Annotated in this window: 22 protein-coding genes, 2 tRNA genes and 1 pseudogene; 19 read left to right on the top strand and 6 right to left on the bottom strand. The window is 66.5% G+C overall.

What is annotated here, in order from left to right; all coding sequences use genetic code 11:
- Positions 1-13: 13 nt before the first annotated feature.
- From tig to TthTMY_RS07990, 4 genes are all read right to left on the bottom strand, one after another.
- Positions 14-1,228, bottom strand: a complete 1,215-nt coding sequence (gene tig, locus TthTMY_RS07975) for a trigger factor (protein WP_223903160.1) — start codon at positions 1,226-1,228, stop codon at positions 14-16.
- Positions 1,229-1,265: 37 nt separating this feature from the next.
- Positions 1,266-1,350, bottom strand: a tRNA-Leu gene (locus tag TthTMY_RS07980).
- A 49-nt stretch (positions 1,351-1,399) separates the two neighbouring features.
- Positions 1,400-1,476: transfer RNA gene (locus TthTMY_RS07985), tRNA-His, on the bottom strand.
- Positions 1,477-1,504: 28 nt separating this feature from the next.
- Positions 1,505-1,789 (bottom strand): rhodanese-like domain-containing protein, encoded by a 285-nt coding sequence (locus TthTMY_RS07990; RefSeq protein WP_008631991.1) that lies wholly within the window; start codon positions 1,787-1,789, stop codon positions 1,505-1,507.
- Between the two features lie 120 nt (positions 1,790-1,909).
- On the opposite strand from TthTMY_RS07990, the gene carB reads away from it, so the two are divergent.
- Genes carB through TthTMY_RS08015 form a run of 5 tightly spaced genes read left to right on the top strand, consistent with a single transcriptional unit; the run spans position 1,910 to position 8,565 of the window.
- On the top strand, positions 1,910-4,996 hold the full coding sequence (gene carB, locus TthTMY_RS07995; protein ID WP_223903161.1) for a carbamoyl-phosphate synthase large subunit: 3,087 nt from the start codon (positions 1,910-1,912) through the stop codon (positions 4,994-4,996).
- 56 nt (positions 4,997-5,052) lie between these two features.
- A complete protein-coding gene (locus TthTMY_RS08000) occupies positions 5,053-5,382 on the top strand; it encodes a cyclic-di-AMP receptor (RefSeq protein WP_096410884.1) in 330 nt (109 codons plus the stop codon).
- A complete protein-coding gene (locus TthTMY_RS08005; RefSeq protein WP_223903162.1) occupies positions 5,379-6,242 on the top strand; it encodes a DsbA family protein in 864 nt (287 codons plus the stop codon). The genes TthTMY_RS08000 and TthTMY_RS08005 overlap by 4 nt, the downstream gene beginning before the upstream one ends.
- A gap of 20 nt (positions 6,243-6,262) precedes the next feature.
- Complete coding sequence (gene trmI / locus TthTMY_RS08010) at positions 6,263-7,030, top strand: tRNA (adenine(58)-N(1))-methyltransferase TrmI (protein WP_096410885.1); 768 nt, start codon at positions 6,263-6,265, stop codon at positions 7,028-7,030.
- On the top strand, positions 7,015-8,565 hold the full coding sequence (locus TthTMY_RS08015; protein WP_096410886.1) for an Rqc2 family fibronectin-binding protein: 1,551 nt from the start codon (positions 7,015-7,017) through the stop codon (positions 8,563-8,565). Before trmI ends, TthTMY_RS08015 begins: the two co-directional genes overlap by 16 nt.
- A gap of 130 nt (positions 8,566-8,695) precedes the next feature.
- Here TthTMY_RS08015 and bioB read toward each other — a convergent pair whose 3' ends face one another.
- Positions 8,696-9,685 carry a biotin synthase BioB gene (bioB, locus tag TthTMY_RS08020; protein WP_011172695.1) on the bottom strand — a complete coding sequence of 330 codons (990 nt, stop codon included), beginning with the start codon at positions 9,683-9,685 and terminating at the stop codon, positions 8,696-8,698.
- A gap of 98 nt (positions 9,686-9,783) precedes the next feature.
- Here bioB and panD point away from each other — a divergent pair, with 98 nt between their 5' ends.
- From panD to TthTMY_RS08090, 14 genes and pseudogenes are all read left to right on the top strand, one after another.
- A complete protein-coding gene (gene panD, locus TthTMY_RS08025; RefSeq protein WP_096410887.1) occupies positions 9,784-10,134 on the top strand; it encodes an aspartate 1-decarboxylase in 351 nt (116 codons plus the stop codon).
- Between the two features lie 26 nt (positions 10,135-10,160).
- Entirely contained in the window at positions 10,161-11,018 is an 858-nt protein-coding gene (mqnP, locus tag TthTMY_RS08030) for a menaquinone biosynthesis prenyltransferase MqnP (protein ID WP_096410888.1), read from the top strand.
- A gap of 51 nt (positions 11,019-11,069) precedes the next feature.
- Positions 11,070-11,645, top strand: coding sequence for a TetR/AcrR family transcriptional regulator (locus tag TthTMY_RS08035; protein WP_096410889.1), 576 nt, complete (start codon positions 11,070-11,072; stop codon positions 11,643-11,645).
- Positions 11,632-12,822, top strand: coding sequence for an acyl-CoA dehydrogenase family protein (locus TthTMY_RS08040; protein ID WP_096410890.1), 1,191 nt, complete (start codon positions 11,632-11,634; stop codon positions 12,820-12,822). Before TthTMY_RS08035 ends, TthTMY_RS08040 begins: the two co-directional genes overlap by 14 nt.
- A complete protein-coding gene (locus tag TthTMY_RS08045) occupies positions 12,779-14,092 on the top strand; it encodes an ABC transporter substrate-binding protein (RefSeq protein WP_223903163.1) in 1,314 nt (437 codons plus the stop codon). Before TthTMY_RS08040 ends, TthTMY_RS08045 begins: the two co-directional genes overlap by 44 nt.
- Positions 14,083-14,946: a branched-chain amino acid ABC transporter permease gene (locus TthTMY_RS08050; RefSeq protein WP_096410892.1), complete on the top strand. Its 864-nt coding sequence runs from the start codon at positions 14,083-14,085 to the stop codon at positions 14,944-14,946. Before TthTMY_RS08045 ends, TthTMY_RS08050 begins: the two co-directional genes overlap by 10 nt.
- Complete coding sequence (locus tag TthTMY_RS08055; protein ID WP_096410893.1) at positions 14,943-15,878, top strand: branched-chain amino acid ABC transporter permease; 936 nt, start codon at positions 14,943-14,945, stop codon at positions 15,876-15,878. Before TthTMY_RS08050 ends, TthTMY_RS08055 begins: the two co-directional genes overlap by 4 nt.
- Positions 15,853-16,566: an ABC transporter ATP-binding protein gene (locus TthTMY_RS08060; RefSeq protein WP_096410894.1), complete on the top strand. Its 714-nt coding sequence runs from the start codon at positions 15,853-15,855 to the stop codon at positions 16,564-16,566. Before TthTMY_RS08055 ends, TthTMY_RS08060 begins: the two co-directional genes overlap by 26 nt.
- The gene (locus TthTMY_RS08065) at positions 16,563-17,273 is read left to right on the top strand and encodes an ABC transporter ATP-binding protein (RefSeq protein ID WP_223903164.1); all 711 of its coding nucleotides are present in this window, start codon (positions 16,563-16,565) and stop codon (positions 17,271-17,273) included. Before TthTMY_RS08060 ends, TthTMY_RS08065 begins: the two co-directional genes overlap by 4 nt.
- A 174-nt stretch (positions 17,274-17,447) precedes the next feature.
- A complete protein-coding gene (locus tag TthTMY_RS08070; RefSeq protein ID WP_096412977.1) occupies positions 17,448-17,894 on the top strand; it encodes a MaoC/PaaZ C-terminal domain-containing protein in 447 nt (148 codons plus the stop codon).
- Positions 17,895-17,945: 51 nt separating this feature from the next.
- A complete protein-coding gene (locus TthTMY_RS08075) occupies positions 17,946-18,299 on the top strand; it encodes a PaaI family thioesterase (RefSeq protein WP_096410896.1) in 354 nt (117 codons plus the stop codon).
- A 37-nt stretch (positions 18,300-18,336) separates the two neighbouring features.
- Positions 18,337-19,941, top strand: a complete 1,605-nt coding sequence (locus TthTMY_RS08080; protein WP_096410897.1) for a long-chain fatty acid--CoA ligase — start codon at positions 18,337-18,339, stop codon at positions 19,939-19,941.
- The gene (locus tag TthTMY_RS08085; RefSeq protein WP_096410898.1) at positions 19,941-20,702 is read left to right on the top strand and encodes an SDR family oxidoreductase; all 762 of its coding nucleotides are present in this window, start codon (positions 19,941-19,943) and stop codon (positions 20,700-20,702) included. The genes TthTMY_RS08080 and TthTMY_RS08085 overlap by 1 nt, the downstream gene beginning before the upstream one ends.
- A 2-nt stretch (positions 20,703-20,704) precedes the next feature.
- Positions 20,705-21,552, top strand: a pseudogene (locus TthTMY_RS08090) (nitrilase-related carbon-nitrogen hydrolase).
- Here the strand turns inward: TthTMY_RS08090 and TthTMY_RS08095 are convergent.
- Positions 21,535-22,461, bottom strand: coding sequence for a peptidylprolyl isomerase (locus TthTMY_RS08095; protein ID WP_229365138.1), 927 nt, complete (start codon positions 22,459-22,461; stop codon positions 21,535-21,537). The pseudogene TthTMY_RS08090 and the gene TthTMY_RS08095 overlap by 18 nt on opposite strands.
- Between the last annotated feature and the right edge of the window lies 1 nt (position 22,462).

Here is a 22,462-nt window from a genome sequence, read left to right on the forward strand (position 1 = left end):
ATGCGCCAGGCCCTCAGCCCAGGGCCTTCAGGGCCTCCTGCACCGCCTTGTCCTGGCGGAGGCGCTCCTTAAGCCGGGCGAGGCCCTCCTCGCCGAACCGGCGGCGGAGGTCCTGGACGGAAACGCCGTAGGCCCGGGCCGCGGCCTGGAGGTAGGCCTGCCACTCCTCCTCGGAGACCTCGGGGTTGAGCTCCTCGGCGAGCTTCTCCCGGGCGAGGGCGATGCGGACCCGCTTCTCCGCCTCCTTGCGCAGATTCTCCTGGAACTTCTCCAGCTCCCCTTTCTCCTTCAGGGCCTCGAGGTAGGCCTCCAGGCCGATCCCCTGCCGGTAGAGGTCCTCGGCCAGGTGCTCCAGGAGGTGGCGCTCCTCCGCCCGGAGCATGGAAGGGGGGATCTCCACCTCCAGGCCCTCGGCGAGCTTCTCCAAGAAGGCCCGCTCCCTGACCTCCTCGTAGGCCCGCTCCGCCTGGCGCTTGAGGCTTTCCCGCACCCGGTTCTTGAGGTCCTCGAGGCTTTCCGCCTCCAGGGTCTTGGCGAACTCCTCGTCCAGCTCGGGGAGCTTCAGGGTCTTGACCTCGAGGACCTCGGTCCTGACCTCCCGCACCTTCTCGCCCCTCTCGTTCAGCACGGGGACCATGACCACGTCCCCCGCCTTCCTGCCGAGGAGGGCCTCCCGCACGTGGGGAAGGGCTTTGGCGAGGTCAATGGGGAACTCCACCCCCTCCTCGGTGCGGACGAAGAGGTGGTCCCCCTCCTGGGCCTCCCGCTCCACGGGGACGAGCTCGGCGTAGCGCTGGCGGAGCTCCTCCAGGGCCTTCTCCACCATCTCCTCGGTGACCTCGGGCGGGGAGACCTCCAAGGCGAAGCCCCGCCAGTCGGGAAGCCTCACCTCGGGGTAGTTCTCCACCTCGGCCACGTAGCGGAAGCCCTCCACCTCGCTCAGGTCCTGCTCCACCACGCGGGCGGCCACGGGGCTTAGGCCGAGCTCCCGCACCGCCTCGGGGTAGGTCTCCTCCACCAGGCGCTCCTTCAGGTCTTGGAGGAGCGCCTCCCGGCCCAGGCGGGCCTCCACCACCTTCAGGGGGGCCTTGCCCGGCCGGAAGCCGGGCACCCGCACCCGGGAGGCGAGGTCCTTAAGCAGGGCCTCGTAGCTCGCCTTCACCCGGTCGGCGGGCACCTCCACCCGCACCTTGACCAGATAGCCGGAACGCTCCAGGATCTCCGCCACGTTTCACCTCGTCCCGATGAAGGGGGGGCCGCCCGGATGGTGCGAGGAGCGGGACTTGAACCCGCACGGGTTGCCCCACCGGATCCTAAGTCCGGCGCGTCTACCGATTCCGCCATCCTCGCATGGGGGCGACCCCCCCTTTAAAATACCACCCCTTTCGGGGTGGCGGCTTGGGGTGAGCGATGGGACTTGAACCCACGACCCCCGGATCCACAGTCCGGTGCTCTAACCAGCTGAGCTACGCTCACCGCGCTCAGCATCCGCCATTCTACGGGGCTACTTCCCTTGCGTCAAGGCCTGGAGGCCGCCCTCGAGGCTCATGGCCTCGTACCCCTCGGCCTCGAGGTAGAGGGCCGCCACCTGGCTCAAGAGGCCCTTTTCGCAGACCAAGAGGAGGGGCCTGCGGGGCAGGCCGTGCTCCCCCTTCTGGATCTTCTCCAAAGGAACCCACTCGGCGGCGAAGGGGAGGGGCGTGCTCCTGCGGTCCGCAGGGCGGACGTCCACCACAAGGACGCCCTCCTCCAAGAGGGCGGGGAGCTCCTCGGGGCGCACCTTCCGCACGCCTTCCAGCCTACCCCGCCTCCCGCCCTCCGTCCAGCCCCAAGGCCCCATTGCATATTTATGCCACAACCCCTGGCCCTTGCCCGCGCCTTCATGCTATCCTCTTCCACCGGGTGCACGATGCCGCCGCGGAAAGACCTGAAGAAGATCCTCATCATCGGTTCCGGGCCCATCACCATCGGCCAGGCGGCCGAGTTTGACTACTCGGGAACCCAGGCGGTGAAGGCCTTGAGGGGGGCGGGCTACCGGGTGGTCCTGGTGAACTCCAACCCCGCCACCATCATGACCGACCCGGAACTCGCCGAAAAGACCTACATTGAGCCCCTGGACCTGGAACACCTGGAGGGCATCCTCGCCCGGGAAGCCCCCGACGCCCTCCTCCCCACCCTGGGGGGGCAGACGGGCCTTAACCTGGCCATGGCCCTCTACGAGGAGGGCATCCTGCAAAAATATGGCGTGGAGCTCATCGGGGCCAAGGCGGAGGCCATAAGGAAGGGCGAGGACCGGGAGGCTTTCCAGGAGGCCATGCGCAGAATCGGCCTCGAGGTTCCCAGGGGACAGCTTGTGAGGAGCGTGGAGGAGGGCCTCCACTTCGCCCGGGAGGTGGGCTTCCCCGTGGTCGTCCGCCCCTCCTTCACCCTGGGGGGCACGGGGGGCGGCGTCGCCAGGAACGAGGCCGAGCTCAAGGAGGTGCTTGGACGGGGCCTCACCCTCTCCCCCGTCCACACCGCCCTCGTGGAGGAGTCGGTCCTGGGCTGGAAGGAGTTTGAGCTGGAGGTGATGCGGGACCACGCCGACACCGTCGTCATCATCACCAGCATTGAGAACGTGGACCCCATGGGCGTCCACACGGGGGACTCCATCACCGTGGCCCCGGCCCAGACCCTCTCCGACGTGGAGTACCAGAGGATGCGGGACGCCGCCAAGGCCATCATCCGGGAGATCGGGGTGGAGACGGGGGGGTCCAACATCCAGTTCGCCGTGGACCCGAAGACGGGCCGCCAGGTGGTCATTGAGATGAACCCCCGGGTCTCCCGCTCAAGCGCCCTCGCCTCCAAGGCCACGGGCTTTCCCATCGCCAAGATCGCCGCCCTCCTCGCCGTGGGGTACCGCCTGGACGAGCTCCCCAACGACATCACCCGCAAGACCCCGGCCTCCTTTGAGCCCACCATTGACTACGTGGTGGTGAAGATCCCCCGCTTCGCCTTTGAGAAGTTCCGCCCCTTGAGGAACACCTTGGGGGAGCTCAAGGACGAGCTCACCACCCAGATGAAGTCCGTGGGGGAGGTGATGGCCATCGGCCGCACCTTCAAGGAGGCGCTGATGAAGGCCCTGAGGGGCCTGGAGCGGGACGTGAGGGCCCTCGCCGGGGTCAAGACGGAGGAGCTGGAGCAGAAGCTCTACCCCAACCCCGACCGGATCTATGCCGTCATGGAGCTCCTTAGGCGGGGGATGCCCGTGGAGGAGCTTTACCAGGCCACCCGGATAGACCCCTGGTTCCTCCACCAGATGAAGGAGATCGTGGAGGCGGAGGAGTGGCTCAAGGGCCACCCCCCCAAGGACCGGGAGGACTGGCGCTTCTACAAGGGGCTTGGCCTCACCGACCGGAGGATCGGGGAGCTTTTGGGGAAGGGGGAAAAGGAGGTGCGGGCCGAGAGGAAGGCCCTAGGGGTGGGGCCCGTCTACAAGACGGTGGACACCTGCGCCGCCGAGTTTGAGGCCTACACCCCCTACCACTACTCCACCTACGAGCTGGAGGACGAGGTCTGGCCGTCGCAAAAGCCCAAGGTGGTGATCCTGGGCTCGGGGCCCATAAGGATCGGGCAGGGGGTGGAGTTTGACTACGCCACGGTCCACGCCGTCTGGGCCCTGAAGGAGGCGGGGTTTGAGACCATCATGGTGAACTCCAACCCCGAGACGGTTTCCACGGACTACGACACCGCGGACCGCCTCTACTTTGAGCCCTTGACCCTGGAGGACGTCCTCAACATCGTGGAGCACGAGAAGCCCCTGGGGGTCATCGCCACCTTGGGGGGGCAGACCCCCCTGAAGCTCGCCAAGGGCCTGGAGGAGGCCGGGGTGAGGCTCCTCGGCACCCCCTTTAGCGCCATCCACCAGGCGGAGGACCGGGAGGCCTTCCACGCCCTCTGCCAGAGGCTCGGGATCCCCCAGCCCGAGGGCCGGGTGGCCCAAAGCCCCGAGGAGGCCTTAAGGCTCGCCCCGGAGGTGGGCTTCCCCCTCCTCGTCCGCCCGAGCTACGTCCTGGGGGGGCGGGCCATGCAGGTGGTGCGGGACGAGGAGGAGCTTAAGCGCTACCTGGAGGAGGTCTACGCTCCCCTGGAGGAGAGGCCCTCCATCCTCCTGGACCGCTTCCTGGAAGGGGCCATAGAGCTGGACGTGGACGCCCTCTCGGACGGGCAGGAGGTCATGGTGGCCGGGATCATGGAGCACGTGGAGCGGGCCGGGGTCCACTCCGGGGACTCGGCCACCCTCCTTCCCCCCGTCCACGTCCCCGAGGAGGCCCTGAAGAAGGTCCGGGCCTACACCCGCCGCCTGGCCTTGGCCCTCGGCGTGCGGGGGCTTCTCAACGTGCAGTACGCCGTGGTGGGGGAGGAGGTGTACGTCCTCGAGGCCAACCCCCGCGCCTCCCGCACCGTGCCCTTCGTCTCCAAGGCCATCGGCGTCCCCCTGGCCAAGCTCGCCGCCCTCATCGCCGTGGGCAAGACCCTAAAGGAGCTCGGGGTGCGCGACCTGGACCCCGTCCCCCCCTACTACGCCGCCAAGGAGGTGGTCATCCCCTGGATCAAGTTCCCCGGGGTCATCCCCGAGCTCGGCCCGGAGATGCGCTCCACGGGGGAGAGCATGGGGATAGACCCGGACCCCTACCTCGCCTACTACAAGGCGGAGCTCGGGGCCGGGCAACGCCTCCCCCTCTCGGGCCGGGTGCGGTTCATCGGGGAGGGGCTGGAGGACCTCAAGGCCCTCTACCGGGAGGCGGGCTTCGCCCTCACCGAGGGGCAGGACTACGACCTCCTCATAAGCCCCGTCCCCGACCCCGAGCTGAGGCGGGCCGTGGAGCGGGGCCTCCCCTTCATCACCACCCGGGAGGGGGCGTGGTGGAGCCTGAAGGCCATCCTGCGCGCGCGGGAAAGCGGCCTTAGGGTGCAAAGCCTTCAGGACTGGCACCAGAAGGCCCCCCGGGGGTAGGGTTCCGGGGCCCTCCCGGCCCCAAGCCCCCCGCCCTCCGTGTACAATAGGCCCCAATGAAGCTGGTCATCGCCATCGTCCAGGACACGGACGCCCCCGGGCTCACCAAGGCCCTCCTGGAGCGGGGCTTCCAGTCCACGAAGCTCGCCTCCACGGGGGGGTTTCTGAGGGAGGGGAACACCACCTTGCTCATCGGCCTGGAGGACGAGAAGGTCCCCGAGGTGCTGGAGCTCATCAAGGAGAAGTGCCGCACCCGCACCCGCCTCGTCTCCCGGGGCCTCCCCTTCGCCGAGGCCCCCGATCCCTTCCTGGTCCAGCCGGTGGAGGTGCAGGTGGGCGGCGCCGTGGTCTTCGTCCTGCCCGTGGAGCACTTCGTCAAGCTATGAGGCGCCTCGCCGTCCTCCTCCTCGGCCTGGGGGCCGCCTGGGCCCAGATCGCCGCCCCCCTGGAGCGCTTCTCCCCTGGGCCCCTGCCGGAAGGGGCCCGGGTCCAGACGGAGGCCAGGTCCGGCCGCCTCTACGCCGTGCGCTACGAGGGCCCGGCGAACGCGAGCCTCATGGGCCGGATCCTCTCCGCGGCCACGGGGGTCCCGGGCCACGCCCAGGGCTTCGTGGCCTGGTACGGGAAGAACCAGGCCCTCCTCCGCCGGGGCCCCGTGGAGCTCAACGTGGAGGGCGCCTTCCTCCTCAAGCTCGCCGTGGGGGCCTGGGCCGAGATGGAGGTGCGCCCCCTCCTCACGGAGGAGGCCTTCTTCGGGAAGGACCGGCACGTCCTCGGGGAGAAGGGGGTGGTGGTCCGGGTCTTCTCCGACTTCCAGTGCCCCTACTGCCAGCGCCTCGCCCGGGAGGTCCTTCCCGCCCTTAAGGCCATGGCCCGGGAAGGGCGGCTCCGCCTCGCCTACCGCCACTTTCCCCTCTACGAGATCCACCCCGAGGCGGTGCCCGCGGCGGTGGCCAGCGAGTGCGCCGCGGCCCAGGGGGCCTTCTGGGCCTACCACGACTTCCTCATGGCGGGGTCCGGGCGGGACTACCTGGCCCTGGCGGGGCGGCTCGGCTTGGACCCCAAGGCCTTCCAGGCCTGCCTCGAGGACCCCGCCTCCCGGGCCCCCGTGGAGGCGGACCGGGCGCTGGCGGAGAGGCTCGGCCTGCCCGGCACCCCCTCGGTCTTCGTGGGGCCCTTCCGGCTCCCGAACCCCTTTGACCTGGAGCGGTACCGGGACTACCTGGCCCTAGCCGAGGCCCTTTAGGCCTCCCGAGGAGGTGCGCCGTGGCGTGGCCGGGACCGCTATTGCTCAAAGACCGCAAAGGCCGGGCCTACCTGGTCTTCCCCAAGGAAGGGGGCGTCTTCCACCACCACAAGGGAAGCGTCCCCCACGAGGCCCTCCTCGAGGCGGGCCCCGGGGGGGTGGTGCGGACCCACCTGGGGGAGGAGCTTTCCGTCCACCGCCCAACCCTGGAGGAGTACCTCCTCCACATGAAGCGGAGCGCCACCCCCACCTACCCCAAGGACGCGAGCGCCATGGTGACCCTCCTGGACCTCGCCCCGGGGATGCGGGTCCTCGAGGCGGGAACGGGCTCCGGGGGCCTCACCCTCTTCCTGGCCCGGGCCGTGGGGGAGAAGGGCCTGGTGGAAAGCTACGAGGCCAAGCCCCACCACCTGGCCCAGGCGGAACGGAACGTCCGGGCCTTCTGGCAGGTGGAGAACGTCCGCTTCCACCTGGGAAAGCTTGAGGAGGCGGAGCTGGAGGAGGCGGCCTACGACGGGGTGGCCCTGGACCTGATGGAGCCCTGGAAGGTCCTGGAGAAGGCGGCCCTGGCCCTGAGGCCGGACCGGTTTCTCGTGGCCTACCTGCCCAACATCACCCAGGTCCTGGAGCTCGTCCGGGCCGCCGAGGCCCACCCTTTCCGGCTGGAAAGGGTTTTGGAGGTGGGCTGGCGGGAGTGGGAGGTCCGGCTTCCCGTGGCCCACCCCCGGTTCCAGCAGGTGGGGCACACCGCCTTTCTCGTGGCCCTTAGGCGATGGAAGGCCTCCTGATCCACGCCGTCTTGCGGGAGCTTGAGCAGGAGCTCCCCGCCCAGAACCTGGGCCTCGCCTTCCCCGAGGAGGGGACGGTGGCCGTTCTCCTCAAGGGCCGGACGGGGAGGCTCTTCAACCTCGTCCTCCACTACCGCCCGCCCACCCCGAGCCTCGCCCTGGAGCCGGGGAAGCTGCTGGGCGAGCCCAAGACCCCCTTCCAGCGCCAGCTCCAGGCCCGGGTCAAGGGGCCCTTGGCGGAGGCGAGCCAGCTCAAGCTGGACCGGGTGGCCTTCTTCCGCTTCGCCGGGGAGCAGGGCTTCGTGGACACGCCCCCTTCGGTCCTCGTCCTCGAGGCCACGGGCCGCAACGCCAACCTCCTCCTCCTGGACGAGGAGGGCCGGATCCTCGGGGTGGACCGGGTCATCACCAAGGAGGTGAACCGCTACCGGGAGCTGAGGCCGGGCCTCCCCTACACCCCCCCGCCCCCCTACCGGAAGCTGGACCCGAGGACGCTTGCCGAGGAAGACCTCCGCCCCCTCCTGGGCAAGCCCCTCAAGGAGGTGATCCGGCACGTGGACGGGGTGGGGCAGGAGCTCATGCGGGAGCTCGCCCGGAGGGCGGGCCTCACCCCCGAGACCCCCCTGGACGAGGCGGGGCTTGGGCGGGTGTACCGGGCCCTAAAGACCCTGGTGGAGGACCCCTCCTTGCGCACCGAGCTTTCCGAGGAGCTGAGGCGGCGCTGGGCCGAGGAGGAGAAGGAGGCCTTGAGGAAACCCCTCCTCGAGGCCCTGGACCGGGAGATCCGGACGCTGAAGGCGAGGCTTGGCGACTACCAGGAGGCCCTGGAGCGCCTGGAGGAGGCCGAGGCCCTGAGGAGGCGGGCCGACCTCCTCCTCGCCCGGCTCAAGGCGGTGCCCAAGGGGGCGGAAAAGGTGGTCCTCGAGGGCTTTGACGGGAAGCCCGTGGAAATCCCCTTAGACCCCGCCCTCTCCCCCCAGGAGAACGCCCGGAAGCTCTACGACCGGGCGAGGCGCCTGGAGGAGCTCGCGGAAAAGGCTCTGGACCTCATCCCCAAGACCGAGGCCCGGATCCGAGAGCTGGAGGCGGAGAAGGAGAGGCTCAAGACCCTGGACCTGGAGGGCCTCCTCGCCCTCGCGCAAAGGCCCAAGGGGGAGAAGGGCCTTAAGGTGGGCCTCCGCTACACCTCCCCTTCCGGGTTTTTGGTCTTGGTGGGCCGGAACGCCAAGGAGAACGACCTCCTCACCCGGGCCGCCCACTCCGAGGACCTCTGGTTCCACGCCCAAGGGGTGCCGGGAAGCCACGTGATCCTTAAGGCCGAGGGGAAGAACCCGCCCTTGGAGGACCTCCTCTTCGCCGCGAGGCTCGCCGCCTACCACTCCAAGGCCCGGGGGGAGAGGCAGGTCCCGGTGGACTACACCCGCAAAAAGCACGTGTGGCGGCCCAGGAAGGCCGCCCCAGGCCAGGTGCTCTACACCCAGGCCAAGACCCTCTTCGTGGAGGGGCTTCTCCCCGAGCCCAGGGAGGAAGCCTAGCCCGCCGCTAGGCTTCCTCCCTGGGCCTCAAGACCCGCCGCCAAAGCCGACCTAGGCACACGGGCGGGCGCCAACCCCTAGGGCCTCCAGGCGCCCCGCACCGCAGGCTTTGGACCAGCGTGGGGTGGTATTAGCCGCACGCTCCCTCCTCCACATCAAGGCCCAGGCTTTCCCACAGGGCCCTGTCCCGCTCCCAAGGGCTCCCCGGCTGGGTAAGGTAGCCCTGGAGGAAGATGCTGTTCACCATCCGGAAGGCCAGGGGCTCGTACGGGCCCAGATACCTTTCCCGCCCCGCCGAGGCGCGGAGCTCGGCCTTGGGGTTCAAAAGGCGGAAGAGGATCAGGGCCTTCAAGGCACGCTCGGGGGTAAGCCCCGCCACCGTGCGGCCATCCCCTAAGGGGGTGCCGGGGATGGGTAGGAGAAAGTTCACGGGAAGGCTCTCTACCCCTAGCTCCCTCAGGGCCAAGGCCATCTCGTACACCTCCTTGGGACCTTCCCCCATCCCCAGGATGACCCCCGAACAGAGCTTTAGCCCCGCTTCCCTAGCCCGCTTTAGGGTCCACAAGCGGTCCTGGTAGGTGTGGGTGGTGGCGATCCTAGGGTAAAGGCTTGGGGCGGTGTTGAGGTTGTGGTTGTAGTAGTCAAAACCCGCCGCCTTTAAGGCCTCCGCCATACCCTCTTCCAAGAGCCCTAAGGAGGCGCAAAGCTCAAGGGGAAAGCGCGCCTTGATGGCTTGCGCGGCCTCACCGAGGCGCTCCAAAACCTTAGGGGTAGGCCCCCGCAAGGCGGCCACTAAGCAGAAGCGGCGGGCAGAAAGGCGTTGGGCCTCCTCGGCCCTCTCCAAGATCTCCTCCAAGGAGAGCAGGGGGTACCGGGCGATGGCGGCTTGGGATCTAGCGGACTGGGCGCAGTAGGCGCAGTCCTCTGGGCAGAAGCCGCTTTTAACGTTGAGAAGACGGACCAGCTTGAGCCGCCGTCCGAAAAAGTACTCCTTGACCCGGATGGCCGCCTCCGCCAAAGCAGGCAGGGCCTCGGGTGGGGCCTCGAGGACAAAAAGGGCTTCCTGTAGGCTCAAGGGCCTTTCGGCCAGGCGAGGAGGGTCCAGATCGGGCCACGCCATGTTCGTAAACCAAAATAAACTAAGAAAGTTTACGAAAGCAAGGGGCGCGTTGCCCAAATCACGGCCGTGCCCTAAACTTAGACCTCGTGAAGAGGGTGATGTTCCACGCCAAGATCCACCGGGCCACCGTGACCCAGGCCGACCTCCACTACGTGGGCTCGGTGACGGTGGATCAGGACCTCCTGGACGCCGCCGGGATCCTTCCTTTTGAGCAGGTGGACATCTACGACATCACCAACGGGGCCCGGCTCACCACCTACGCCCTTCCCGGGGAACGGGGGTCCGGCGTCATCGGGATCAACGGGGCCGCGGCCCACCTGGTGCGGCCAGGGGACCTGGTGATCCTCGTGGCCTACGGCGTCTTTGACGAGGAGGAGGCGAGGAACCTCAAGCCCACCGTGGTCCTGGTGGACGAGAGGAACCGGATCCTCGAGGTGCGCAAAGGGTAACCCCCGCGCCCGCGGGGAAAGAGGACATGAAGCGCCTCAAGCTCTACCTGGAGCTCGTCCGCTTTGAGCACACCCTCTTCGCCCTCCCCTTCGCCTACGGGGGGATGCTCCTTGCGGCCGGAGGCTGGCCGGGGTGGCGCACCTTCCTCCTCGTCACCCTGGCCATGGTGGGGGCGAGGACCATGGCCATGGCCCTGAACCGCCTCATTGACTGGCGGCTGGACGCCTTAAACCCCAGGACCAAGGACCGCCATCTGCCCAGGGGGCTCGTCAAGCCCGGGGAGACCCTGGCCCTCGCCCTCTTCGGCCTCCTCCTCCTGGTCTACGCCGGGCTCCACCTCAACCCCCTCACCGCCAGGCTCCTCCCCGTGGCCGTCTTCTTCCTCGTCTTCTACAGCTACACCAAGCGCTTTACCTGGCTGTGCCACTACGTCCTGGGCCTCACCATCGGGGCGGCGGCCGCCGGGGGGTGGATCGCCGTCACGGGGAGCTTCGCCCCCACGGCCTACGCCCTTTGGGCGGGGGTGGGGCTTTGGATCGCCGGGTTTGACATCCTCTACGCCACCCAGGACTACGCCTTTGACCGGGCCTATGGGGTGAAGAGCATCCCCGCCCGCTTCGGGATCCCCCAGGCCCTCCGGGTGGCCCGGGCGAGCCACCTCCTGGCCTGGCTCGCCTTCCTCTGGGCGGGGGTGAGCTACGGCGCCGGGCCCCTTTACTACCTGGGCCTCCTCCTCGTGGGGGGGCTTCTCCTCTTTGAGCACCGCCTCGTCTCCCCCGAGGACCTCTCCAAGGTGGACGTGGCCTTCTTCCAGGCCAACGTGGGCGTAAGCCTGGGGATGTTCCTCTTCATCGTCTTGGACCTCCTCGCCCGCGGGGCTTGACGGGGAGGGGCAGACGGGAGTAATCTAGGCCTACCGACCATTCGGTAGGCTATGGTGACTGCAACTAAAGACCGCATCCTAGAGGAGGCCGCCAGGCTCTTCACGGAGAAGGGCTACGAGGCCACCAGCGTCCAGGACCTCGCCCAGGCCCTGGGGCTTTCCAAGGCGGCGCTGTACCACCACTTCGGGAGCAAGGAGGAGATCCTCTACGAGATCAGCCTCCTCGCCCTGGAGGGCCTGGTGGCGGCGGGGGAAAAGGCCTTGGAGGTGGCGGACCCTAAGGCCGCCCTTCTTCGCTTCATGGAGGCCCACGCCCGCTACTTTGAGGAGAACCGCCCCTTCTTCGTGGCCATGCTCCAGGGCCTGCAAAGCCTCTCCCCGGAGCACCGGGAGGCCACCGTCCGCCTCCGCGACCGGCACGAGGAAAACCTCCGGGCGATCCTGAGGCGCGGGGTGGAAAAAGGCGTCTTCCGGGAGGTGGACGTGGCCCTGGCGGGGCGGGCCGTCCTCTCCATGCTCAACTGGATGATCCGCTGGTTCCGGCCCGACGGGCCCATGCGGGCGGAGGAGGTGGCCCGGGCCTACCATGACCTGATCCTGAGGGGGTTGGAACGTGGAAGTGCCTGAGCACAAGGAGATCCGGGAGCTCGCCCGGAGGTTTCTCTCCGAGCGGGGCGGGGCGCTTAGGGCCTACGAGGAAGAGGAGGCCTTCCCCTGGCCCCTGGTGGAGGAGATGGCGGAGCTCGGCTTCCTCGGGGTCTTCGTCCCCGAGGCCCTGGGGGGAGCGGGGCTGGACTTCTTCGCCTACCTCGCCCTCCTGGAGGAGATGGGGGGGTGGGCCTCCTTGCGCTCCATCCTCTCGGTGCAGCAGAGCCTCGTCCTCACCCCCCTCCTCGCCTACGGCACGGAAGCGCAAAAGGCCCGCTACGTGCCCCGCCTCGCCCGGGGGGAGGTCCTCGGGGCCTTCGCCCTCACCGAGCCCGAGGCCGGGTCGGACGCGGCAAGCCTCAAGACCCGCGCCCACAAGGAGGGAGACTTCTACGTCCTGGAGGGGCAGAAGACCTTCATCTCCCACGCCAACGTGGCCGAAGTCTTCCTCGTCTTCGCCAAGACCGACCCCGAAAAGGGGGCCAAGGGGATCACCTGCTTCCTGGTGGAGCGGGGAGACGGGGTGAAGACGAGCCCCCTGAAGGGGAAGCTCGGCCTAAAGGCGGCGGACACGGGGATGGTCTTTCTGGACGGGGTGCGGGTGCCCAAGGACCGGGTCCTGGGGAAGGAGGGGGAGGGGTTTAAGATCGCCCTCTCCACCCTGGACACGGGGCGGGTCTCCCTGGCGGCGGGGGCGGTGGGGCTCATGCAGCGCGCTTTGGACCTCTCCTTGGCCTACGCCAGGGAGAGAAAGCAGTTCGGCCGGCCCATCGCTCAGTTCCAGCTCGTCCAGGAGCACCTGGCCGCCATGAAGCTGGACCTCGAGGCCGCCCGCCTCCTCACCTACCGGGCGGCCTGGAAGAAGGTCAAGGGGGAGCCCTACACCCTCGAGGCCAGCCTGGCCAAGCTCTTCGCCTCGGAGGCGGCCAACCGGGTGGCCTACCGGGCCATCCAGGTCCACGGGGGGTACGGCTTCTTTGAGGAGTACGAGGTGGCAAGGCTCTATAGGGACGCCCGCATCCTCACCCTCTACGAGGGGACGAGCGAGGTGCAGAAGCTCATCATCGGGGCCCATCTCACGGGAGTAAGGGCCTTCGCCCAAGGAGGTAGGTATGTTCCGCATAATCACTTGGATTCTTGCTCTGCTAGTAGGTAAGCTTTACAAGCTTCAGCTGATAGCTCGGGCAAACATGCCCTGGATCCCCGATTCGTCTCGTGGCTGGTGGTGTAATTTCGGAGTCTACTCTAAAGCCTTGGATATAAGGAGGTGTGCTGTGAGGTTTGCATGGGCTTTGGTGGTACTTTTGGGATCGGCTCTGGCTCAGTACCGGATCGGGTCCCACTTACCCCTTACGGGTAGCTTGGCCCGCATAGGTGGTGAAATGGCCAACGGCGTCCGGTTGGCAGTGGAGCATTTCAACCAGGCAAATCCAAACCTCAAGGTGGAACTCGTCCTTCTGGACGATGAAAGTTCACCCGCAAAGGCAGTGGCCGCGGTGGAGCGTCTCGTGGGGAGAGAAAGGGTATTGGGGATCACAGGAGGATATGGCTCCAATTTAATTGGACCTGCCTCGGAAGTGGCTGAAAGGGCTCGGGTACCTTACATTACCAGCGGAGGTCTGGCCCGGGAGCTCACAGAGCGAGGCTTCAAGTACTTCTTCCGCTTCACAAACGTTCAGGGCTACACCGTGGTGGTTGACCTAATTGCAAGGGGGTTCGGGGCTAAGCGCGTGGCCCTACTCCACGACGATGGGGCCGGGGGTACAGACGTTGCCAAGGCCGTCCTTGAACGCATTCAAGAAGCCGGTCTAGAGGTTGTTTTTCAAAGTAGCTACCCTGGCCGGGCTACCGACCTTAGGACCCCATTGGAGCGAGTGAGCCGCTCGGGGGCCGAAGTTTTGATCTTTATCGGCTACGAGAACAACTACGCTGTTGCTTTACGAAACGCACAAGTGGTCCGGCCAAATCTAAATGCCTTTGTGGGACTCTACAGCCTGATCACACCTTCTCTCCTCAAGGACTTAGGATCCCTCATGGAGGGGGTCTACGGGACTGAACCCTGGACAGACGGCTCGGCTCCTGTAGCCCTTCGGGCCGAGGAGGCCAGGTTTGTCAGGGATTATAGGGATCGTTTCAGGGAGCGCCCCGGCTATCTGGCTGCCCTGGGTTACGTCCAAACGAAGCTTCTCCTTGAAGCGTTGAAACAGGCAGCTTCTCAAGGAACGCCCACACCCCAGGCAGTACGGGATGCCCTTGCGGTTCAGCAAGGCCAAACCTTGGTATCCGAGGTCCGTTTTGACGAGAAGGGAGACAATGTCGTCTACCGCACGGTTGTTTCTCAGGTCCAAGGGGGCAAGGGAGTCCCGGTCTGGCCTAGGGAACGGGCCTACGGCCGCTTTATCTACCCCAAGGTGCCATGGCGATAGAGCTTGCCCTAAGTGCTCTTACCTCGGGTCTTGTCCAAGGGAGCCTCTATGCCCTTATTGGGCTCGGACTTGGCCTGATCCTTGGCGCCATGAGGATTGTAAACCTCGCCCATGGAGAGGTGCTGGTGGCTGGGGCCCTTCTGGCCTATGTCCTAATAACGACGTTGGACCTTCCCTTGGGATGGGCCATTATTTCGGGCGCGGTCTTAGGAACTCTCCTCGGCCTCTTGATCTACTTTTCCCTACTTCCTGTTCGCAAAGAACCTCCTCTAAGCGGGATGACCCTTACCTACGGCGTTGCGCTCATTTTACTCTACGGGATGCTGGAGCTTTTTGGGGCAAATCTCCGTAACATCACACCCTCGGAATGGATTCGACCCATCACCCTGGGTCCCATCCGCTTGGCCCTAGGGGAAGCGGTTGTCCTCCTCGTAGCCTTCTTCTTGGTCGGGGGAACAGCCTGGTTCCTACAAAGCACTTGGACTGGACTTGCCGTTCGGGCTTTGGCCCAAAATAGGGAGGCCGCCTTGGCTTTGGGTATATCACCCCTACGCACCGAGGCTTTAACGCTCGTTTTGGGCTCAAGCCTAGCCGGTTTGGCAGGATCTCTCTTGGTGACCCTCCAGCCAGTGGCACCGTTGGCGGCACCCCTTTATACAGCCAAGGCCTTCGTGGTGGTGGTCCTAGGGGGGCTTTCTTCTCCATTGGGAGTTGGCTTGGCAGGCCTTTTCCTTGGAGTTTTTGAGGCCCTAGCTGGCCTCCTTAATCCCGCCTTAGGGGAACTCTTCGTTTTTGGAGCTTTTCTGCTAGCTCTTCTTCTCGGGCGTCAAGGCCTCCTCGGAGGGCGGGCATGAGAGAGAAGGTAATCTTGCAGGCCCTTTTCCTGATCCTCTTTTTCCTACCTCTAGGGCTCGACGATTACCTAATCCACCTTTTTACCTCCTCCTTTGTCTTGGCCCTCTTGGCTTTGGGCTGGAACATCCTCGGTGGATACGCCCACCAGGTTTCCTTTGGCCATGCTGCTTTCTTTGGCTTAGGAGCATATGGTGCCGCTATCCTTGCTCATCGGGGCCTTGATCCTTGGTTGGCCCTAGCCTTGGGTGGAGTTGTATCCATTTTGGGCGGCGCACTGGCCCTACCTACCCTGAGGCTACACGGAGCCTACTTTGCCCTGGCCATGTTGGCCTACGCCGAGGTGTTGCGCGTTGTAGCTACGGTGTGGGAAGGTGTTACAGGTGGAGCGCAAGGGCTCCTCAATCTCCCTTCTCTTCACCTTCCCGGCGTGGATTTTGGGAGCAAGATCCCCAACTACTTCGTTGCGTTAGCCCTTTTGGCTTTGGGAGCCTTCTTAGCCTACCGGATCCGCTATGGTGCCCTTGGGCTTGGGATGGCCACCCTAAGTGATGAAGAAGCTGCCAGAAGCGGGGGGATTCCTGTTTTTCGGCTTAAGGTGCTGGCCCTCGCACTAAGTGCTTTCCTCGCGGGGCTAGCCGGGGCCTTCCAAGCTCTTTATGTAGGCTTCCTCGAGCCCCCCTATGCCTTTAACACCGAGTGGTCCGTCTTTCCCCTCGTAGCGTCCACTATTGGCGGCCGAGGTACCGTCCTAGGGCCAATTCTGGGAACACTGGGCCTATATTTGGGAGCCGAGCTATGGATCAAACCTCTTCTTGAGCGAGGGTACCACATCCTAACCGGGGTTCTGGTTGTGCTGGCGGTTATTGCCCTACGCAAGGGATTTCTAGGCTTCTTGGAGGACCGCTATGCCCCTTACCGCCCACGCAGTTAGTGTCCGGTTTGGTGGACTCTTGGTCCTAAATGGAGTAAGCCTCCAAGTAGAAAGGGGCCAGCGGGTAGGCCTCATCGGGCCTAACGGGGCAGGAAAGAGCACCCTCTTCGGCGTCTTAAGCGGCCATATCCGGCCTCAGAAAGGACAAATCTACCTGGAAGGGTCTCCCTTGGGCTCCCTTCCTCCGGAAGTCCGAGCCCATCTAGGTCTGGCCCGAACTTTCCAGATTCCGAGGCCCTTTTTAGGGCTTACGGTGTACGAGAACGTTTTGGCTTTCGCCCGGTTTGGAAAACGAAGCCCGGACCCTGAGAGAGAAGCTGAAAAAGCGCTGGCAGCCGTAGGCCTAGAAAACTTTGCCGAAAGGCCAGTAGAAGCCCTAAACCTTGCTCAGCTCAAGCGGTTGGAGCTGGCTCGCGCCTTGGCCCTAAAGCCCCATTACCTCCTAGTGGACGAGGTTTTTGCCGGGCTGAACCCGAGGGAGAAAGACGATTTGGCTAACCGCGTTTCCGAGTTGGTTAGAGAAGAAGGATTCGGTCTCCTCTTAGTTGAGCATGATCTCAAGACAGTCTTTAAACTCTCGGATTGGGTTTTTGTTCTAGCCTTTGGGGAGATCATAGCTCAAGGTCCTCCCGAGGTAGTAGCCCGGGATGAACGAGTGATCGCTGCTTACACCGGGGGTGGGGTGTGAAAGTTCTCGAAGTAGCAGGTTTCCAAGCAGGCTATGGCCCTTTTCAAGTTCTGTTCGGCGTGGATCTTGAGGTGAGGGCTGGGGAAATGGTGGCCCTCCTCGGCCCTAATGGGGCAGGCAAGACCACCTTTTTTAAGGCTCTCCTCGGTTTTACCTGGCGGAGGGGCCAGGTTCTCTTTCAGGGCCGACCCATCCACGCCCTCCCTTCTTTCCAAATAGCTCGCCTCGGCGTGATTCTTGTTCCAGAGGGCAGGGGCATATTCCCCGACATGACTGTTTGGGAAAACCTCCTTCTCGGAGCCTATCGTCTCGGAGGCTCCTTTGGCTTTCACAAGGCTCGCCTCAAGGAGATCTTCGCACTGTTTCCGGTCTTAGAAGAGCGATTAGGACAAAGAGCTGGAAGCCTTTCAGGCGGAGAACAGCAAATGCTCTCCATCGCCAGGGCCCTCATGTCTGAGCCGCGCCTCCTTCTTGTAGACGAACCTACTCTAGGGCTTGCTCCCCGGCTGGCTAGGGAAGTTCTGGAGATTTTAGCACAGCTCAAAAGTCGGGTGCCCATTCTCCTGGCAGAGCAGAACCTGACCCTAAGCCTAAGCCTTGCTGACCGGGCTTACGTCCTCGAGGGCGGCAGGGTCATCCTAGAAGGAGAAGCCCAGGCCCTCCTGGATGATCCAAAGGTGCGGCAAAGCTACTTGGGGGTGCTATAAGGTGAAAAGTAGGCTTGTAGTTGCTCTTGGGTTCCTCTTGGGTCTAGCGCTGGCCCAGATCCAGGAAGGTGTGGACCTCCTTTCGGAGGAAAGTGGCTTCATCACGGGCCAGGCCATTTACGTGGACGGAGGCCGCTCCGTGGCCGGGCCTGTGTGGTTTGGGAGGTGATGGGGATGCCCATGTACTTTGAGGACTTTGAAGTCGGCCAGCGCTTCACCACCCCGGCCCGCACGGTGACCGAGGCGGACGTGGTGAACTTCGCCGGGGTCTCGGGGGACTACAACCCCATCCACACCGACGCCGAGTTCGCCAAGGAAACCCCCTTCGGTCAGCGCATCGCCCACGGGCTTCTGGTCCTTGCCATGCTCACGGGGCTCAGGCAGCGCACCGGCCACTTTGAGGGCACGGTGATCGCCTGGCTGGAGATCCGGAACTACAAGTTCCTCAAGCCCGTCCTCATCGGGGACACGGTGCGGGGGGAGAGCGAGATCCTGGAGAAGCGGGAGACCTCCAAGCCCGACCGGGGGATCCTGGTGCAGCGGGTGAGGGTCTACAACCAAAGGGGCGAGGTGGTGCAGGAGGGGGAGTTCGTGACCATGGTGCGGAGGAAGCCTGCTTGACGCCATCCCATCCCGGCGTGGGCCGGGAAGGGAGCCCCGTGAGGATTACGTATGAGCCCCTTTGCCCGCTGGTTCCAGGCGGAGGTCCTGAGGAGGGAAGAGGGCGAGGCAGAGCTTCGCCTTAGGGTGCGGGAGGAGTTCTTGCAGGGCCAGGGCCTGGTCCACGGGGGGATCTTGGCGGCCCTTCTGGACAGCGCCTTAGGCCAGGCGGTGGAAAGCCTGGGGGCGAAGGTGGTCACCGCCGAGCTTTCCGTGAGCTACCTCAGGCCCGTGAGGGAAGGGGTGCTCCTGGCCCGGGGGTGGGTGGTCCACCCCGGGCGTCGCCTCCTCCACGCCGCCGGGGAGGTCATTTTGGAGGGAAAGCGGGTGGCCTTCGCCAAAGGGGTCTTCTACCGGGTGGGCTAAAAGGCCTTATACTGGGTTCAACCCAAAGGGGGTGCCCATGTTCCCGAGCACCATGATGGAGGAAGAACTAAACCTTTGGGACTTTTTGGAGCGGGCGGCGGAGCTTTTCGGCAAGAAGGAGGTGGTCTCCCGCCTCCACACCGGGGAGGTCCACCGCACCACCTACGCCGAGGTCCACCGCCGGGCGCGGAGGCTCATGGGGGGCCTCAAGGCCCTCGGGGTGGGCGTGGGGGACCGGGTGGCCACCCTGGGCTTCAACCACTTCCGCCACCTCGAGGCCTACTTCGCCGTCCCCGGCATGGGGGCGGTCCTCCACACCGCCAACCCCCGCCTCTCCCCCAAGGAGATCGCCTACATCCTGAACCACGCCGAGGACAAGGTCCTCCTCTTTGACCCGAACCTCCTCCCCCTGGTGGAGGCCATCCGGGGCGAGCTCAAGACGGTGCAGCACCTCGTGGTCATGGACGAGAAGGCCCCGGAGGGCTACCTGGCCTACGAGGCGGTCCTGGGGGAGGAGGTGGACCCCGTGCGGGTGCCGGAGCGGGCCGCCTGCGGCATGGCCTACACCACCGGGACCACGGGCCTCCCCAAGGGGGTGGTCTACAGCCACCGGGCCCTGGTCCTCCACACCCTGGCGGCGAGCCTCGTTGACGGCACCGCCCTCTCGGAAAGGGACGTGGTCCTGCCGGTGGTGCCCATGTTCCACGTGAACGCCTGGTGCCTGCCCTACGCCGCCACCCTGGTGGGGGCCAAGCAGGTCCTCCCCGGGCCCAGGCTGGACCCCGCCTCCCTGGTGGAGCTCTTTGACGGGGAGGGGGTGACCTTCACCGCCGGGGTGCCCACGGTCTGGCTCGCCCTGGCGGACCACCTGGAGGGCACGGGCCACCGCCTGAAGACCCTGAGGCGGCTCGTGGTGGGGGGCTCGGCCGCGCCCAGGAGCCTCATTGAGCGCTTTGAGCGGATGGGCATTGAGGTGCGCCAGGGCTACGGCCTCACCGAGACCTCCCCCGTGGTGGTACAGAACTTCATCAAGAGCCACCTCCAGGGCCTTTCCTTTGAGGAGAAGATCACCCTCAAGGCCAAGACCGGCCTTCCCATCCCCCTGGTGCGCCTCCGGGTGGCGGACGAGGAGGGTAGGCCCGTGCCCAAGGACGGGAAGACCCTAGGGGAGGTCCAGCTCAAAGGGCCCTGGATCGCCGGAAGCTATTACAAGAACGAGGAGGCCACCAGGAGCGCCCTCACCCCGGACGGCTGGTTCCGCACCGGGGATATCGCCGTTTGGGATGAGGAGGGGTACCTGGAGATCAAGGACCGCCTCAAGGACCTCATCAAGTCGGGCGGGGAGTGGATCTCCAGCGTGGACCTGGAGAACGCCCTCATGGGCCACCCCAAGGTGAAGGAGGCGGCGGTGGTGGCCATCCCCCACCCCAGGTGGCAGGAGCGGCCCCTGGCGGTGGTGGTGCCCAGGGGCGAGAAGCCCACCCCAGAGGAGCTGAACGAGCACCTCCTAAAGGCCGGCTTCGCCAAGTGGCAGCTCCCCGACGCCTACGTCTTCGTGGAGGAGATCCCGAGGACGAGCGCGGGCAAGTTCCTGAAGCGGGCCTTGCGGGAAAGGTACAAGAACTTCTACGGGGGTGCCTAATGTTCCTGGAAAGGTTTCGCCTGGACGGGAAGGCCGCCCTGGTGACCGGGGGGTCCCGGGGGCTCGGCCTCGAGGCCGCCTTAGCCCTCAAGGAGGCGGGGGCGAAGGTGGCGGTGGTGGCCCGGCGGGCGAGCTTCTTTGAGGAAGCCCGCAAGGCCTTAGGGGAGGACGCCCTCTACCTGGAAGGGGACGTGCGGGACGAGGCCCGCCTGGAGGCCATCGCCGAGGAGGTGGAGGAGAAGCTCGGGCCCCTCACCATCCTGGTGAACGCCGCCGGGATCACCTGGGGGGCCCCTTCCCTGGAGATGCCCGTGGAGAAGGTCCGGGAGGTCCTGGAGGTGAACCTGGTGGGAGCCTTCCTGGCGAGCCGGGTGGCGGCCCGGCGCATGAAGGAAAGGGGCTACGGCAAGATCATTCACATCGCCTCCGTGGCCGGGCTCAAGGGGGAGTACCCCGAGGTCCTGGACGCCGTGGGCTACTCCGCCTCCAAGGGAGGCCTCATCGCCCTCACCCGGGACCTGGCGGTGAAGTGGGGAAGGTGGGGGATTAGGGTGAACGCCCTCGCCCCAGGGTTTTTCCCCACGCGGATGACGGAGAAGGTCCTCCCCCGGGCGGAAGCCTTCCTCAAGGCCACCCTGCCCCTGGGCCGCCCCGGGGCCCCGGGGGAGCTCGGCGGGGCGGTCCTCTTCCTGGCGAGCCCCGCCTCGGACTACGTCACCGGGGCCGTCCTCCCCGTGGACGGCGGGGCCACGGCCCTCTAGCCATGCCCTTCCGCACCCTGCTCGCCGTCCAGGCCGAGGCCAGGCCGGAGCCCTACCGCACGGCGGAGGCCTTTAGGGAGCGGGTCTTCGCCCTCCTCGAGCCCCTAAGCGGCACCCCCGCCCCGAGGCTCGCCGCCTTCCCCGAGCTCTTCGGCCTCCCCCTCCTCCTCCACCTGGACGGTGGGCTCGCCCCCAAGGCCCTCCTCCTGGACCCCCTCCTCCCCTGGCGGCGGGCCCGGCGGGCCTACGGCGTCTTCCTCGAGGTCATGGCCGAGGCCGCACGGGCCTTCGGCGCCTACCTCCTCGCAGGCTCCCTCCTCTCCCCCCCTACGAGGAGGAGCTCGCCCGGGGCCGGTTCAGCCGCACCCCCTTCTTCCAGAACCTCGCCCTCTTCTTCAACCCCCGGGGCCGCCTCCTCGCCCAGGTGCCCAAGATGGAGCTCACTCCCCCGGAAAGGTGGCTCCGGCGGGGCCGCTTCGGCCCCCACCTGGTGGAAACGGAGGCGGGGAAGGTGGGGATCCTCATCTGCCTGGACGGCTTTTACGAGCGGTACCTCGCCCGCCTGGACGCTCTTGGAGCGGAGGTCCTCCTCCAGCCCTCCGCCAACCCCGCCCCCTGGGAAAGGCCCTGGCCCCCCGACCCCGCCCGCAAGGAGGGGGAGGTGTGGGTGGCCTCGGCCCAAGAGCGCCTCCTCGGCCGGGAGCACCTCCGCCTCCTCCTCAACCCCATGCTGAACGGGAAGGTGGCGGGCCTGGGCTTCCAGGGGCGAAGCGGGATCTACGCCCCCGGGGAGGTCCTCCGCTTGGCCCAGGCCCCCACGGGGGACGAGGCCCTACTCCTCCGCCTCTAGGCGCTCGGGGTAGAGGCGCACGGGCACGGCGCGGACCAGGGCCTCCTCGAGCCGCTCCCAGGCCCGGTCCGCCACCTCCTTCTCCAGAAGCGGGGCCACCTCCTCCAGGGGGTAGCGGCCCGGGGGGACCACCCGCTCCAGAAGGATCAGGTGGTAGCCGAACTCCGTCCGCACGGGGCCCGAGACCTCCCCGGGCCGGAGGCGCACGAGGGCCTCCTCAAAGGCGGGGACGTAGGTGCCCTCGGGGGCGCACCCCAGGTCCCCGCCCTCCTCCTTGGAGCCCGGGTCCTGGGAGACCGCCCGGGCCACCTCGGCGAAGGCCTCCCCACGGGCAAGCCGCAGGCGGGCCTCCTCCGCCTCCTCCCGGGTGGGGACGAGAAGGTGCCGGGCGCAGTAGAGGGTGGGGTGGCGGTACTCCGGGGAGAGGAGCCAAAGGGCCTCGAGGGCCGCCCGGGAGACGACGAGCCGGGAGCGGTACCGGGCCTCCAGGGCCTCGAGGGCCATGACCTCGGCCACGAGCCCGCGGTAGGCCTCAAGCCCCGGGACCCCCGCCTGACGGAGCGCCTCTTCCAGGGCCTCCTCCTCGGGGAAGGCCTCCTTCAGGGCGTGGACCCGGGCCTCAACGGCGGCAGCGTCCGGGTAGAGCCCCTCCTTCCGGGCCCGCTGGAGAAGGGCCTTCTCCCGGGCCAGGGCCTCGAGGAAGGCAGGCCGATAAGCGGCGAGGAGGGCCCGGGCCTCCTCCGTGTCGGGCAGGCCGAGCTGGGCCAGGGCGCTCCGCACGAAGAGGCCGTAGCGGAGCTCAAACGCTTCCCGGGTGATCGCCTCGGGGCCCACCTGGGCCACCACCTCCCCCTGGGCCAGGGCCATGGGGGCGAGGACCAAGGCCAGGGCCAAAAGAAACGCGCGCATG

The organism is Thermus thermophilus, assembly GCF_019974155.1.
GTDB classification, from domain to species: domain Bacteria; phylum Deinococcota; class Deinococci; order Deinococcales; family Thermaceae; genus Thermus; species Thermus thermophilus_C.